Raw genomic sequence first — 14061 nt, 5'->3', positions numbered from 1 at the left:
AGCTATCCGCTGGCACCATCAGGTTCTTCTTTTGCTTCATCGGATTGTGTCTGGTTGCTGTCCTCGTTTTCTTCGGTACCGAGCAGCTCCGGCAGCACGATCCTCGCGAAATGAAAGCCAAGCACGAGCAAGATCGGGCCAAGAAAGATTCCATACCAGCCAAACAGAAGCGGGCCGAGGATGTACGCGAACATCACCATCCCGATGTGGAGATTCCTCCCCGAGACGTACGGTCGGAGGATGAAATCCGGCAGCGTATCCACAATCACGAACGAGACGACGGCGAACACGATGACGAACCCCGCTCCCCCCGGCGTCCTACCGTACTGGACGGCCAGCAACAGCGCAACCGGGACGTACACCAGTTTCATTCCAACGACGGGAATCAGACTCCCAACGCCAGTCAACAGCCCGAGCAGCTCGGGATACGGTATCGATCCGTGTGGGAGTCGATTAAGCAGTCCATAGACGATGGCACCGATCAGCCCGGTCAACACGGCGTTGAGTATATTCCCGAAGAGAATGGAGGAAAAATCCGTATCAACAGCCCGGAGATAGCGGGCAAGCAACTGGCTCTCGTCGTCGAACTGCTCGACAAACCAGTGATAGCCACGCTCACCGTCGCGGAGGAGATAGAACGCGAGCGCGAACATCACGAACAGGTGCAACAGAACGTTGCCAAAGGTGGCGAGATAGCGCCCAACGTGTCCGAAGACGCCCTGTATCTGGCCGACGACGCCGAGATCAATACCGCTGAGTCGATCGAAAAGCGTCGCTGGATCGGAGAGACTCGCCTGGAGCTCTAGCATGGGGCCCATTAGCCCGCCAAAAACGGCCGGATCGATCGTCCTGGTGAGCCGTGACAACTGCTCAACACCAACGGCGACCACGAGCGAGAACAACACCAGCGCAGGGAGCGCCAGTACGACCAGTGCGATGAGTGCTGACAGACTGTCGTATCTGAGTCGGTCGTCGAGTCGTCGATGCACCGGTCTCGTGGCGTAGTAGATGAATATCCCAAAGACAACCGTTCCGATGAACGAGTAGACGACGAACAGAAAAAACAGTCCCAGGAGCAGGCCAACGCCGATCCACGCGCGTCGGTGCCAGTTCGTCTGCGGTGAGCCCATAGCACGGTCTTGATCGAGTGGGCGCAAAAATCCACCCGGCACAATCGTGATTAGCATGCCGGGCGAACGATGAGACAGAATGGCACTCACCCAGCTGACAGCCCCCGTTCTCGTTCGGCTGTTGCTGGCGGCTGCGCTCGGATTGTTTCTCGGCATCGAGCGCGAATGGTCGCATCGGTCGGCGGGCATCCGTACGTTTTCGCTGATCTCGTTGCTCGGTGCGGTGTTCACCGTCCTCGAAGAGCCATGGCTGCTCGCCCTTGGTGGGTTGCTCATCGTGCTCCAGGGAACAATGCTCGCTGTCAGAGGACTCCTTGAGGACGATACCGGATTGGGGCTGACGACAGGCGTGTCGATGATGGTGGCCTATGGCGTTGGCGTACTCGTTGGCTCGGAGCTGTTGCTTGCTGGTGTCACGGTCGCGATTCTCTCGTCGATGCTACTCGTGTTGAAGCGCGAACTCCACGATTTTGCCTGGGGGCTCTCGCGAGCCGAACTCAGATCGGCGATCGAATTCGGCGTGCTCGCGTTCGTCATTTATCCACTGCTTCCACCGGGGGAAACGCCGGTGTGGATCGCTGATCTCCGGATTGCCATCGAACCACGCGTCATCTGGCTGCTCGTCGTGAGCATAGCTGCAATTGGGATCATCAACTACGCCGTGGTTCGGTCCTACGGCGGTCGAGGCGTGGTTGTCACGGGATTTTTCGGCGGCCTTGTCTCTTCTACTGCCGTGGTTGGCGCGATGGTCGATCACGTCCGCAGCGACGAACAGACGGTGTCGTACGCCGTGGCAGCAATCTTGCTCGCCGACGGCGCGATGGCGCTGCGGAATCTGGCGATCGTTGTGGCGTTTGCAACCGAGCGCTGGCAGATTCGGACGCTCATCGTCCCACTGGGTGGACTCATCATTGCAAGCATCGTCATCGCCTATCTCACGGCTGATTGGTCACAACAGCTCGATCTCTCGCTCGAAAGCCCGTTCTCACTCCGCAACGCGCTCGGCTTTGGAGCGCTGTTCGCGGTCGTTCTCGTTGGGGCGGCGATTGCAACAGCCATTTTCGGCAATGCCGGCTTTTTCGTCGCAGCATTTCTCGGCAGCCTCATTTCGAGTGCCGGGGCGACTACCTCCGCGATCGTTCTGTACAACGGGGGTGCGATCACTGCGGCGACCACGATCGTTGCCGTCATGGTCGCCACCGTCACCAGCATTCTTGTCAAGGCGGCACTCATCTCCGTTGGACCATCACAGACATTGCGACGGCGAGTGGTGGTCTTCTCGATTGGGCTTTCTGCACTCGGTGTCCTGTTGACGGGAATCGTCGTCGTGTGATTGTCCAGGTAAATACTGCACTAAACCCAATCCATTATTTACTACTGGAGTTCCAACGCCCGAACATGAACCGTGAGACCACAACCCCATCGGTAACGTCGATGCCCGGACCGAACGCAGAGCGCTGGGCGGACCGCCATCACGAACACGCGGCTCCGAGTACGTACGTCTATGACTTCGTCTGGGATCCGGCCGCGCCGGCGACCGGGCCGTTCTGTACGGATATCGACGGCAACGTGTTGATGGATTTCACCAGTCACGTCGGTGGAGCACCGCTGGGATACAACCATCCATCCGTCATAGAGCGCCTCCGTGAGTTCGATCTCGTGGATCCGCTCACGATTGCCGGGCAAGATTTCTACGTTAGTGGCCAGAACGTGGGAGAATCTGGGCTTCCCGGTCCAACTGAACTGATGGAACGCCTCGTTGGGACGACGAGTCAGTACGGACTTGACACGGTGTTTCTCTCCAACTCGGGGGCCGAAGCCGTCGAAAACGGGATCAAAATCGCCTACGACCATACCGGCGGCGAGTACGCCATCACGTTCGACGGGGCGTTTCACGGCCGGACGCTCGGTGCACTGTCGCTCAATCGATCGAAAGCCGTTCATCGACGCGGCTATCCGTCGATTTCGGACGTTCACACGATCCCATTCTGTGACGATACGAACGCGAGCGGTACCGAACCGTGTGGCTGTGGGTATTTCACCGCGGAGGGCTCACAGCTCCGATCGCTACTGGACCCGGACCGTGGTGCCGTTGGGGCGTCCGACGTGGCATACTGTATCGTTGAGCCAATTCAGGGAGAAGGAGGCTACCGACTCCCGAGCGATGCGTTCATGCGCGATCTCGCAACAGTCTGTGACGAACGGGACATTCTGTTGATCGCCGACGAGATTCAGGCCGGAATCGGTCGCACCGGAGAGCTGTGGGCCTCCGATCAGTTCCCGATCGAACCCGACGTGATCACCAGCGCGAAGGGGCTCCGTGTTGGGGCGACAATAGCCAGCGAAGACGTGTTCCCCGAGGAGAAAGCGCGCATCTCATCGACATGGGGTGCGGGTGCAATCATTGATTCCGCACTGGGCGTGTTCACGCTCGAAGCGATCGAGAACGAGGGGTTGTTGGCAAACGCGACGGCACGGGGTCGTCAGGCCATCGAACTGCTGGATGACACGCCGCTCGAGGGTGTCGTCGACGTACGTGGACTCGGATTGATGCTCGCCGTTGAGTTCGAGTCGAAATCGTTGCGCGATGACGTTGTGGATGCGGCACTGGCCGAAGGCTTGCTCACGTTGGGCTGCGGGCAGAAAACGCTGCGATTGTTGCCGCCGCTCGATGTGACAGAACGAGAAATTGATCTGGCCGTCGAACTGCTCGCGAGTGCCGTCGATCGAGCGGCCTGACACCTACTCGCCGCCACCACCGCCGCCGTCGCCACCGAATCCGCCACCGCCACCATCACCGCCGAAAATGCCCCCGCCCCCGCCACCGTCGGTTGCACCGTCGTCGCCGTTGGTGTGATCGTGATAGGCGCTTGACCCTCGGGACCGACGCTTCGAATCGTCGGATGCGAGTCGGCGAAATAGTTGTATCAGTCCGAAAATCACAACGACGATCAGAATGACACCTGGATCCATACCAGATGTAGTGTTTCTTACGACAAATGCTTTCTGGATAGTAACTAGGTGGATTCAGAACTGGTAGCGTCGTGGATCGCTGTCATGGGTGTCGTACCCCCCAGTCATCTCATCGAACGTCATCCCAGAGAGATACTCATCGTAGGTGACGTCGAAGCCCCTGCGGAGGTGGAAATCCATCGACCCGGTGTCGACGGTGGTCTGAAAGAGCATGTGGATCGCGCGGCGGACGAGTTCGTCGGTGTTGTTCGGTTCGAGCGCCGCTTCAAGCAATGAGAGCTCGTTTTTCGTCTCGCGATCGAGAGCCACGTCGAGTGAGTCGTCGAACGCCGAATAGCTGGTTTCGACGGTCTCCGTCAGGTCATCGAGTGTCATCGATAGCCGACTAACGGCGTCGGCGAAAAAAGGGGTTGCGAGACGGACGTTACACTGGCCAGGACTCCTCGTTCCAGGCACCGTCCCAGAACAGATACTCATATTGTGCGGAGGTCTGAAACAGCTCCTCATAACGATTTTGCTCGCTGGGAGTCGCCGTCGCACCAACATCATCGGCGAGATTTTTACACCACTCGGTCAGCTCGGTGAACTCGTCGCCGGCGTACAGTTCGATCCACTGTCGGTAGCCCGAATGGTCGGGCAGCCCGGACTCGGCAAGCCGTTTCGCGGTGACGTTGAAGCCCCACATACACGGCAATAGCGAGACAACCGTCGCACCGAATCCCTCGTGGGCACACCGAACGAGAAAGTCAGTGTACGCCTGCGTTGTGGGTGATTTCACCGTCGCTTCCAGTTCGGATTCGGTAATGCCAAACTCCTCTGCGTACGAGCGGTGCAGATCCATCTCCGTGTTGACTGTCGATTCAAGGAGCGTTGCAAACCGACCCATCCGCTCGAGATCCGGCGCGCTCGCCGCCCCCAACGCAAACACGCGGCTGTAATCGATCAAGAAGACATAATCCTGCCGTACCCACTGTTCGAACGGCGACTGCTCAAGCGTTCCCTCGCCGAGCTGGCTGACCATCGGGTGTTCGAGCGTTGCCTCCCAGATCGGCTCGGCAATCGGTTTGAGTTCGTCCGTGAACGACATATTCGACTGGTGGGGGGAGTACAGCCATTAGCGTACTGATCGTGGTTCCAGAACGCCACGTTCAAGCGGATCGGTCGCGGAGTCATCGGTCGATGGCCGAGGCGCTCACATCGAACGGGCTCGCATCCCTTCGTTCGTCGCTCATCGCGTGGTATGAGTCCGACCACCGATCGTATCCCTGGCGAGAGACCACCGAGCCGTATCCCATTCTGATCTCGGAGGTGATGAGCCAGCAGACACAGCTGGATCGGGTAGAGGCTGCCTATCATGACTTCCTAGAGCGCTGGCCCACGGTGGATGCGCTTGCGGCGGTCGATCAGGCGGCCGTGGTCGGCTTCTGGTCGAACCACAGCCTTGGATACAACAACCGGGCGAAGTATCTCCACACGGCTGCCAATCAGGTCTGCTCGGAGTTCGACGGAGCGTTTCCCCAGGATCCAGCAACCCTCCAGGAGCTCCAGGGTGTCGGACCCTACACGGCCAACGCCGTCGCGAGCTTTGCGTTCAACAACGGAAACGCAGTCGTCGACACGAACGTCAAGCGGGTCTACTATCGGCTGTTCGATATCGAAGACGACGACGCGGCGTTCGAGTCGGTCGCAAACGAGTGCATGCCCGATGAGAACTCACGCGTCTGGAACAACGCGATCATGGAACTCGGCGCCGTTGCCTGTCAGAAAACACCCCGCTGTGAGGCTGCTGGCTGTCCGTGGCGCGACCATTGTGATGCCTATCAGAGCGGTGATTTCACCGCGCCAGACGTTCCGACCCAGCCCAGCTTCGAGGGAAGTCGGAGACAGCTCCGGGGACGGGTGATTAGCGTGCTCTCCGAGCACGACGAACTCGAACTCGATCGGCTCGGGCCACGCGTGCGTGTTGACTATACGCCTGCTGGCACCCATGGCCGCGAGTGGCTCAGGGATCTCTGCTCGGATCTGGCCGCCGACGATCTCGTCGAACTCGAGGATGCAACCGTCCGGCTTCGACGGTAGAAGCCGAACCCTCTCGATATCGACATTCGGAATGTTTTTCACACACAGAGATGTGTTTCTCTCATGACTGCTCCCCACGTCGTTGCGGTCTGTGGCAGCCTCCGAGCTGACAGCTACACGCGGATTGCACTCGAACGAGCACTGACGACGGTCAGATCGATGGATGGATCGACGGAGTTCATCGATCTCGAAACGATGGAACTGCCGGTGTTCAACGCCGACAACAGTGATGCCGGCGACGCTGTGGCGCTCAGATCCTCGGTCCGAGCGGCTGATGCCGTCATTCTTGGTTCCCCGATGTATCACGGCTCGTACTCGGGTGCCCTGAAGAACGCGCTGGATTACTGTGGCTTCGACGAGTTCGAAAACACGACCGTTGGGCTGCTGGCCGTTTCTGGTGGTTCGTTCCCGGTCCCGACGCTGAACCATCTACGATCGGTGTGTCGGTCGCTGAACGCCTGGGTGATACCACACCAGGTGGCAATTCCATCCGTGAACAGTCAGATTGATGACGGTGCGTTTGTCGATCCTGACATCGAAGACCGTGTTGTGACGCTTGGACAGCGGGCCGTCGAGTACGCAACGATCGAACCGGAACAACACACCGTGGCAAGCACCGAGAACGTCGGCGCAGAGGACTAACCGCTCGTTCTGCTGTTCACACTGATTGGGCTTTCACACTGGAATCACCTTCGAGAAGGTGTACTACGAAGATGGATAGTGCGTGATCAGTTTTTACCACGTCTGCTGCCGATAGTTAATACGCGCGACAACCAAGCGGATCCCATGGCCAATCTCATCTTCTGCATCAACGCATCACTTGATGGGTACATCGCCGACGAAAACGGTAACTTCGACTGGTCAGAGCCATCCGAGGACGCGCATGCCTTCTTCAACGATCTCCAACGATCGGTCGCCACCTTCCTTTGTGGCCGTCGCATGTATGAGACGATGCGGGTATGGGACACAGTAGTCCTCAACGACCTTTCCGCGGTAGAACGCGAGTTCGCCGAGGCGTGGCGAGATACCGACAAAGTCGTCTACTCAACCACCCTGGACACCGTGCCGGAACCGCGAACCCGCCTGGAGCGGACGTTCGATCCCGAGGAGGTACAGGCCATGAAAGACACCGCAGAGCGGGACCTGCAAATCGGTGGTGCCGGCCTCGCTGGCGAAGCCATTCGGGCAGGTCTGGTCGACCGGTATGTACTGCGCGTGCTCCCGACGATCGTCGGTGGGGGAACCCGAGCCCTCCCCGACGCTGTTCGGGTCGATCTCACTCTCGACACGACACGTCGTTTCGACGACGGCTCCGTCCTGGTTGACTATAGCCTCCGATGACCAAACCACCGGCTGTTTCAGTAGGAACTGTGTCGAACTGATAAGGTTTCAACAGGGCCAAAAATTTATAGTATTATTAGCGGAAGTGTAGGCGCTAAGCCCCCTTCCGCAGGGAGCGCTGACGACTGAGTGGATAGACACGAGAGCCCACAAACAGGAACGCTCATTTTCCGCCCTCACCAATCCACTGACAGTGACTACGTGGATCGATGCGAGCGGCGGCCGCGAACGTGGGGTTGCCGGCACGATTACGGCCTGGGCCCGGGTACTGTTCGCTCCCCGTGAATTTTTCACGAGCGCGATCTCAACCGGTGATCAGGCACCGGGGCTCACGTTCGCCATCACCGTCTCGCTTATCGCTGCGCTGCCGCGAGTGCTCGCCGATTCGGGGGGCTCACTCGACGCGAAGGTCCTCGAAGGATTACTGGTGCTCCTGTTGATCGCCGTTTTCGTCACTCCTGTTGGCCTCCATCTCGTGGCGGCGCTCGAAACGGTCGGCCTGTTGGCCGTCGAACCCGATCGCGCCGGTGTCTCACAGACCGTCCAGCTGATCGCCTACGCGATCGCCCCGTGTGCAGTGACCGGCGTCTGTGCCGTCCTCGTCGCCACCACAGAAGGCGTTCTCGCAACGATGGGTGCGCTCATCTGGGTGCTCGCGACGAGCTACGGCGCAGTGTTGTTAGTGTACGGAACGGCGATCGTCCACGAGACGTCGATCGCTCGGGCCACCATCAGTGCACTCGTGCCGGCAGTGATTCTCTTTGGCTACGTGTTTGGCGCGAGAACGGCGATCATGGCGATTCTGTAACGGACTGGCTTGGTTCAGCGGTTGGGTACTGTGCAACATGGTGTCGTCTGTCGATGTACCGCGAGTGATTCCGACAACCGTTTCAAGCCGGACCGGCTCGTATTCATATGAGCGAGCAGATCGTCACCGGTGACTCCTTGGAGGGTCAAATCGGCAATCTCCACAAGGAGGATGTCGTCCTCGATTTCACCGGGACGCGACCCGACCAACTCATCGTTGACTGTTATTATCGCGGTACTGTCGATGGCTACGCAGATTTCGGCATTTTCGTCAATCTCGGAGACCACGTTACCGGTCTTCTCCATCGAAGCGAAATTCCACGGCGTCTCGAGAGTCTCAACTGGGACGAAGGCGACGACGTGTTCGTCCAGGTGACAAACGTTAGAGACAACGGCAACGTCGATCTCGGCTGGTCACTTCGCGATTCACTGCGCGAATTCCGTGGGCAGTACGTCCACGACCCCGAGGACACGCTTGATGAATCCGACGTGGCTGTTGCAACCGACGACGCTCACGATGTGGAGTCACAGACGACCGACACGGAACAGCCACAAACGACCGATACCGAGCAGCAACCAAGAACTGAGACTGCACAGTCTTCGACAACAGAACAAGAGCAAAAACCTTCGATTGAATCCGACCACCCGCAATCGACAGAATCCGAATCCAAATCTGAATCAGTGACGGAGACAGCACCCGACGCCGGCCAGCCAACGGGTGATCTCCAGCGCGCATCGATCGGCGGCCTTTCCGAGCAGATCGGCGATGTCGTCCGGCTCGAAGGCGTCGTCACGGATGTTCGACAGACAAGCGGTCCAACGGTCTTTTCGATTCAGGACGAAACTGCTACGGTCGACTGTGCGGCGTTCGACGGTGCCGGCGTTCGTGCGTATCCAGAGATCGAATCCGGCGATTACGTCCGGCTCACGGGTGAAGTGCGAGAACGACGCGGCGAACTCCAGATTGAGACCGAAGCCCTCGAAGCCCTCTCCGACGACGGCGCATCGAGTGTGGCGTCCCGGATGGACGACGCAATTCAGGCTGAGGCTGCCGTGGACGACGTCGAACCGCTGGCCAACGATCCAGCTGTTGAGGCCGTTCTCGATGGGATTCGCACCGCTGCAACGAAAATCCGCCGGGCAGTGATCGAATCTCGGCCGATTGTTGTCCGCCACGAAACGACTGTTGATGGCTATCTCGCCGGCGCGGCGATTGAGCACGCGGTTGAACCTCGAATTGAGGACGAACACGTTGGTGGCGATGCCATCTACCATCTCTTCGATCGGCGGCCGCTCCAGGGAGCGTACGACATGGACGACGCGACGAACGATGTCACGTCACTGTTGTCCTCTCAGGACCGACATTCCCAGCAGCCACCGCTGTTCGTGTTCGTGGCGACCGGGAGCACGACGGATTCGCTTGACGGACTCGAGCTGCTCGAACTGTACGATGTCGACGTGATCGTCATCGACGATGGGCCCGGTGAGGCGACCATCGGAGACGCAATCGAAGTGCTGATCAATCCGAGGCTTGCTGGTGAGCACTCCGAAACGAGCACGACGGCACTCGCCAGTGGCGTTGCCGTTCACGTCTCACCAGATGTCCGTTCCGATCTCGGCCATCTCCCGGCAGCGAGCTTCTGGGAGACGCCTCCAGCAGTGTATGCAGATCTCGCAGAACGAGGCCCATTTGGCTACGAGCAGACCGAGATCGATCAGCTCCGTGAATCGATCGCCCTGCAGGCCTACTACCAGTCCTACGACGGCAAACGCGAGCTGATCGGCGACCTGCTGTTCGATCAATCCGTCTCTGAAGGCCTGATCGAGCAGGTCAGCGAACAGTTCCGTGAAAAGCTCGATACGGAGCTCGAAACCGCAGAGGCGAACCTCGATCGAACGGCAGAGAATGGTGTCGCGTTTGCGGTACTCGATACGGACGCCTTCACACACCGGTTCGATTTCCCATCGACGGAGCTCTTACTCGATGAAATCCACCGGCGTAACCGGGATGGAACCTTTGTCACGATCGGCGTTGACGAAGACGAGATCGCCATTCGCTCGACGACGCCAGTCGATCTCCAGGCCGTTGTCGAGTATCTCGACGAGACCGTTCCAAACGCGGGCGTAACCGCACGCGATGGCAACAACCGCATCGGTTTCGTTGTCGGCGAGCGGACCGCGATCGAAGCGCACGTCTTCGATGCGATCACCGCGACGCTGCAGGCACCACAAGCGAACTGAACGTTCGGTGTCCACTTTTCGGTCATCAATCCGTTTGGATATTTATTCTCCCGGTGGCAACTGGACAGTCTGCCTACCGGCTGGCGTTTGGGCTGTTGATACTATACCCGGATCGCACTCTACTCAAAAGCTGGAGGCTTCTGGTAAACGCAGTATCCTCACCATGCTCGCGTATTTCTCCTCGGCCGGCGCTCGCTGAGGATGGTGACTCAAGTTCCAAGAGAAAACCACACGGAATTGATATCTTCGCATCCGTGCCCAGTAGCTACAGTCTCGTATCTTTCTCTCCTAATCATTTACCGCGGTTTGACCGCACCACGACGGAGAACAATCACCGAACCCGCTGAAACAGTCGATTACTCTGCCGGTTGGAAATCGACCGATCCGTCCCACACATCGTAGCGATCGTCGTGATAGTGATCGACATCGTACATCGTCACGCGAACGTCAAGCGTGCCAGCATCGAACTGTCCGAGTGCACCGCTGTGTATCGTCAGGACAAATGTTCCATCCTCTCGCATGTTCACCGCTTCACGATCGATGAGCTGTCCGTTGACCACGACCGTAAAGTAGGGCTCACCGTCGACATCCGGCGTGGGATCGACATCTTTCATCATCGTGTCTGCCGTCACCTCAAGGTCGAAATTCGAGACCGCTCCGTCACCCGCGGCCTCTGTGTTGACGAACTCCACTTTGGAGATTCGATCCTGCCGTTTGTCTTCGGGATCTTTCGGTGGCTTCGGTTCCGTCCACTTGCTCGATTCCTCACCGGGTGCCGTCATGACGAACGTGCTCTCTGTGGGTGAGGGCGTAGCGGTGGCAGTAGATGTCGCCGTTTCTGTTTGTGATGCTGGCGTGCTGGTGCCGGCGTCGTTCTCCGGACCAGTCGATGGCGCAGAACAGCCTGCGACCAGCAACAGTCCGACCAGCGCGAGAACTGCGAACCGAGTATCGACCATAGTTGTGCGAAACAGTTGATACTGAGATAACTGTTGGGAAATCCGTCAGTCGTGCAACCGCAACCTCTTATTGCTGGATCGCGACACTGTTCATAGATGAGTACACACCCGACCGAAACCGACGCCTTCGAGCGGGTCTGTGAGACGCTGATCGATCGGATACTCGATGGGTCGATTGGACGCGACGATCTCGAAGACGCGAAACTCGAGGTCTGCTCGGAGTTTTCCTCGCCGAAAGTGCCGAAAAACTCCGAACTGCTCGACTTTGGGGGCCCCGAGCTGCGAGACGAGCTTGAGCCGGTGCTTCGGCGCAAGCCGGTTCGGACGCAATCGGGTGTGTCACCGATCGCGATCATGACCTCACCGCACATGTGCCCGCATGGCAAGTGTCTCTACTGTCCTGGTGGGCCAGCTTCGGAGTTTTCCTCCGCACAGAGCTACACCGGCCACGAACCGGCGGCGGCCCGCGGCGTGCAAAACGACTACGATCCATATGGCCAAGTGACACTTCGGCTCGAACAGCTCCGGAAGATCGGCCATCCGGTTGAAAAGGCCGAGCTGATTCTGATGGGCGGCACGATGACGGCCAGATCGCACGATTACCAGGAGTGGTTCGTCAAGCGCGCACTCCAGGCGATGAACGAGTACGACGTGAATAAGGAGCCAGAACCGGCCGAAGACGAGAGCTTCGCCCAGGAGTCGTACGACTTCGAGTATCTCGAAGACGTGATCGCGGCGAACGAAACCGCAGACGTGCGCAATGTGGCCACAACGTTCGAGACGAAACCCGACTGGTGTGACCCCGAGCAGATCGATCGCATGCTCGATCTCGGCGCGACGAAAGTCGAACTCGGCGTGCAGACGACCTACGAGCGGATCAACCGGGAGATGCACCGCGGACACGGCATTCAGGCGTCGATCGATGCCAATCGACGGCTGCGCAACTCTGGGTTCAAGGTCGGCTTTCACATGATGCCCGGACAACCCGGTATGACGAGTGACATGTGTCTTGAGGACTTCCGCCAGCTGTTCGAGGACCCGGCCTGGCGTCCGGACTATCTGAAGATCTACCCCACACTCGTCGTCAAGGGAACGCGCACGTACGACATGTGGCGACGCGATGAGTACGAGCCACTTTCGAACGACGAAGCCGCGGAGATCGTCGCCGAGATCAAATCGATGATCCCGAAGTACACCCGTCTCCAGCGTGTCCAGCGCGACATCCCCGCGGATTTCATCGAAGGAGGTGTCTGGAAGTCCAATCTCAGACAGCTCGCTCGCCAGCGGATGGAAGCGCACGGCTGGACGTGTGATTGTATCCGGTGTCGCGAGGTCGGTATGAACGATGAAACACCGGACTCGGTCGAACGCGATGTGCTGACCTACGAGGTCGCCGACGGCACTGAGCAGTTCATCAGCTACGAAGACCCTGATAAGGACCTACTCGTGGGATTTTGCAGACTGCGATTCCCTGGTGCAATTACCAGAGCCGAACTTGAAGGCGCAGCAATCGTTCGCGAACTCCACGTGTACGGTTCACAGGTTGGACTCGGTCAGGACGAAACTGATGGTTTTCAGCACAAAGGCTACGGAACAAAGCTGCTTGAACACGCAGAACGACTGGCGCGCGATGCCGGATACGAGAAGCTGAGTGTCATCAGCGGTATTGGCGTCCGCCAGTACTACCGCGAGAAGCTAGGATACTACCAGGACGGCCCGTACGTCTCAAAGCAGCTGTGACCCAACAGGTCCGGCGGTTGGGTTGTGACTGCCGTGAAGATTAAGCGTACAACGTTGGTAGGTAGCCACGATGCGACGGCTCCGTGAGGATCTCTGGTTGCTTGAACTCGGCTGGCACGAGCCGTTCGGGTCGAACGCGTATCTCATTGACGACGCAATCGACCCGGAAACCGGTGAGCGAACGGCAGGTGAACTGACACTCGTTGACACCGGCTATCGATGGAATCGACGATCGCTTGCCAGTGAAATTGCAGCTGCTGGGTATGACACCGGCGAGATCGACCGAATTGTACTCACACATTACGACCTTGACCACACCGGTGGGCTCCACTCCATCCCGGTCGACTGCCCGGTGTATCTGGGAGCCACCGAAATCGAGCTGGCCGAAGGCGAGTATCAGCCGCCGCTTTCTCACCACAAGGGTCTGTTCCACCGGGCAACACGGACGCTGTTCCCACTCCCGAAATCGATTGATCTCCACAGCGTCACTGACGAACAGTGGATCGGCCGATTCGAAGCGTTTGCGACGCCAGGACACAATCCGGGGCATATGGTGTACGTCCACGAATCCGGCGTCGCGTTCCTTGGCGATCTGGTTTGGGAGACCGACGGCGAACTCACGACGCCGTTCTGGGGAGATTCATACGATATGCGTCAGGTTCGCGAGAGCGTAAAATCGCTGGCACAACGGTGTCCACCGTTCGAAGTCGCCTGTATGGGCCATGGATCGCCGTTCACGGAGAATGGCTTCGACTACCTCCAGCGCCTTGCCGGGCGATTGTGAGCGCGCG

The 14061-nt window shown here is 58.7% G+C and carries 14 protein-coding genes; 9 read left to right on the top strand and 5 right to left on the bottom strand.

Translation table 11 applies throughout. From position 1 onward, the window contains the following. Positions 1 to 2 precede the first annotated feature (2 nt). Positions 3 to 1130: an AI-2E family transporter gene (locus JXQ78_RS05740; protein ID WP_330632520.1), complete on the bottom strand. Its 1128-nt coding sequence runs from the start codon at positions 1128 to 1130 to the stop codon at positions 3 to 5. A gap of 79 nt (positions 1131 to 1209) precedes the next feature. Between JXQ78_RS05740 and JXQ78_RS05735 the strand changes: the two genes are divergently transcribed. Then, the gene (locus JXQ78_RS05735) at positions 1210 to 2463 is read left to right on the top strand and encodes an MgtC/SapB family protein (RefSeq protein WP_330632519.1); all 1254 of its coding nucleotides are present in this window, start codon (positions 1210 to 1212) and stop codon (positions 2461 to 2463) included. 65 nt (positions 2464 to 2528) lie between these two features. Next, the gene (locus JXQ78_RS05730) at positions 2529 to 3869 is read left to right on the top strand and encodes a class-III pyridoxal-phosphate-dependent aminotransferase (RefSeq protein WP_330632518.1); all 1341 of its coding nucleotides are present in this window, start codon (positions 2529 to 2531) and stop codon (positions 3867 to 3869) included. A gap of 3 nt (positions 3870 to 3872) precedes the next feature. Here JXQ78_RS05730 and JXQ78_RS05725 read toward each other — a convergent pair whose 3' ends face one another. Genes JXQ78_RS05725 through tenA form a run of 3 tightly spaced genes read right to left on the bottom strand, consistent with a single transcriptional unit; the run spans position 3873 to position 5190 of the window. After that, positions 3873 to 4103 carry a hypothetical protein gene (locus tag JXQ78_RS05725; protein WP_330632517.1) on the bottom strand — a complete coding sequence of 77 codons (231 nt, stop codon included), beginning with the start codon at positions 4101 to 4103 and terminating at the stop codon, positions 3873 to 3875. Between the two features lie 54 nt (positions 4104 to 4157). Further along, positions 4158 to 4478, bottom strand: a complete 321-nt coding sequence (locus tag JXQ78_RS05720) for a hypothetical protein (RefSeq protein WP_330632516.1) — start codon at positions 4476 to 4478, stop codon at positions 4158 to 4160. 49 nt (positions 4479 to 4527) lie between these two features. Beyond that, the gene (gene tenA, locus JXQ78_RS05715; protein WP_330632515.1) at positions 4528 to 5190 is read right to left on the bottom strand and encodes a thiaminase II; all 663 of its coding nucleotides are present in this window, start codon (positions 5188 to 5190) and stop codon (positions 4528 to 4530) included. A gap of 92 nt (positions 5191 to 5282) precedes the next feature. On the opposite strand from tenA, the gene JXQ78_RS05710 reads away from it, so the two are divergent. From JXQ78_RS05710 to JXQ78_RS05690, 5 genes are all read left to right on the top strand, one after another. Further along, on the top strand, positions 5283 to 6182 hold the full coding sequence (locus tag JXQ78_RS05710) for an HhH-GPD family protein (RefSeq protein ID WP_330632514.1): 900 nt from the start codon (positions 5283 to 5285) through the stop codon (positions 6180 to 6182). A 63-nt stretch (positions 6183 to 6245) separates the two neighbouring features. Further along, entirely contained in the window at positions 6246 to 6824 is a 579-nt protein-coding gene (locus JXQ78_RS05705; RefSeq protein WP_330632513.1) for an NADPH-dependent FMN reductase, read from the top strand. A 144-nt stretch (positions 6825 to 6968) separates the two neighbouring features. Beyond that, a complete protein-coding gene (locus tag JXQ78_RS05700; protein ID WP_330632512.1) occupies positions 6969 to 7523 on the top strand; it encodes a dihydrofolate reductase family protein in 555 nt (184 codons plus the stop codon). 193 nt (positions 7524 to 7716) lie between these two features. After that, on the top strand, positions 7717 to 8331 hold the full coding sequence (locus tag JXQ78_RS05695) for a YIP1 family protein (protein ID WP_330632511.1): 615 nt from the start codon (positions 7717 to 7719) through the stop codon (positions 8329 to 8331). Between the two features lie 107 nt (positions 8332 to 8438). Next, positions 8439 to 10571 carry an OB-fold nucleic acid binding domain-containing protein gene (locus JXQ78_RS05690; protein ID WP_330632510.1) on the top strand — a complete coding sequence of 711 codons (2133 nt, stop codon included), beginning with the start codon at positions 8439 to 8441 and terminating at the stop codon, positions 10569 to 10571. 356 nt (positions 10572 to 10927) lie between these two features. On the opposite strand, the gene JXQ78_RS05685 is transcribed toward JXQ78_RS05690, so the two are convergent. Next, complete coding sequence (locus JXQ78_RS05685) at positions 10928 to 11530, bottom strand: hypothetical protein (RefSeq protein ID WP_330632509.1); 603 nt, start codon at positions 11528 to 11530, stop codon at positions 10928 to 10930. Positions 11531 to 11626: 96 nt separating this feature from the next. On the opposite strand from JXQ78_RS05685, the gene JXQ78_RS05680 reads away from it, so the two are divergent. Next, positions 11627 to 13270, top strand: coding sequence for a tRNA uridine(34) 5-carboxymethylaminomethyl modification radical SAM/GNAT enzyme Elp3 (locus JXQ78_RS05680; protein WP_330632508.1), 1644 nt, complete (start codon positions 11627 to 11629; stop codon positions 13268 to 13270). A 70-nt stretch (positions 13271 to 13340) separates the two neighbouring features. Beyond that, positions 13341 to 14054, top strand: coding sequence for an MBL fold metallo-hydrolase (locus JXQ78_RS05675; protein ID WP_330632507.1), 714 nt, complete (start codon positions 13341 to 13343; stop codon positions 14052 to 14054). Positions 14055 to 14061 lie beyond the last annotated feature (7 nt).

Origin of the sequence: Halocatena halophila (assembly GCA_027563145.1) — an archaeon.
Lineage (GTDB): Archaea > Halobacteriota > Halobacteria > Halobacteriales > Haloarculaceae > Halocatena > Halocatena halophila.
The sequence above is the reverse complement of the archived record's forward strand: the minus strand, read 5'-3'. Positions and strand labels throughout refer to the sequence as shown.

What these genes read in the sequence shown, in the direction of transcription:
- JXQ78_RS05740 (WP_330632520.1), bottom strand. Translation starts at nt 1,130, where the DNA reads ATGGGCTCACCGCAGACGAACTGGCACCGACGCGCGTGGATCGGCGTT.
- JXQ78_RS05735 (WP_330632519.1), top strand. Translation starts at nt 1,210, where the DNA reads ATGGCACTCACCCAGCTGACAGCCCCCGTTCTCGTTCGGCTGTTGCTG.
- JXQ78_RS05730 (WP_330632518.1), top strand. Translation starts at nt 2,529, where the DNA reads ATGAACCGTGAGACCACAACCCCATCGGTAACGTCGATGCCCGGACCG.
- JXQ78_RS05725 (WP_330632517.1), bottom strand. Translation starts at nt 4,103, where the DNA reads ATGGATCCAGGTGTCATTCTGATCGTCGTTGTGATTTTCGGACTGATA.
- JXQ78_RS05720 (WP_330632516.1), bottom strand. Translation starts at nt 4,478, where the DNA reads ATGACACTCGATGACCTGACGGAGACCGTCGAAACCAGCTATTCGGCG.
- tenA (WP_330632515.1), bottom strand. Translation starts at nt 5,190, where the DNA reads ATGTCGTTCACGGACGAACTCAAACCGATTGCCGAGCCGATCTGGGAG.
- JXQ78_RS05710 (WP_330632514.1), top strand. Translation starts at nt 5,283, where the DNA reads ATGGCCGAGGCGCTCACATCGAACGGGCTCGCATCCCTTCGTTCGTCG.
- JXQ78_RS05705 (WP_330632513.1), top strand. Translation starts at nt 6,246, where the DNA reads ATGACTGCTCCCCACGTCGTTGCGGTCTGTGGCAGCCTCCGAGCTGAC.
- JXQ78_RS05700 (WP_330632512.1), top strand. Translation starts at nt 6,969, where the DNA reads ATGGCCAATCTCATCTTCTGCATCAACGCATCACTTGATGGGTACATC.
- JXQ78_RS05690 (WP_330632510.1), top strand. Translation starts at nt 8,439, where the DNA reads ATGAGCGAGCAGATCGTCACCGGTGACTCCTTGGAGGGTCAAATCGGC.
- JXQ78_RS05685 (WP_330632509.1), bottom strand. Translation starts at nt 11,530, where the DNA reads ATGGTCGATACTCGGTTCGCAGTTCTCGCGCTGGTCGGACTGTTGCTG.
- JXQ78_RS05680 (WP_330632508.1), top strand. Translation starts at nt 11,627, where the DNA reads ATGAGTACACACCCGACCGAAACCGACGCCTTCGAGCGGGTCTGTGAG.
- JXQ78_RS05675 (WP_330632507.1), top strand. Translation starts at nt 13,341, where the DNA reads ATGCGACGGCTCCGTGAGGATCTCTGGTTGCTTGAACTCGGCTGGCAC.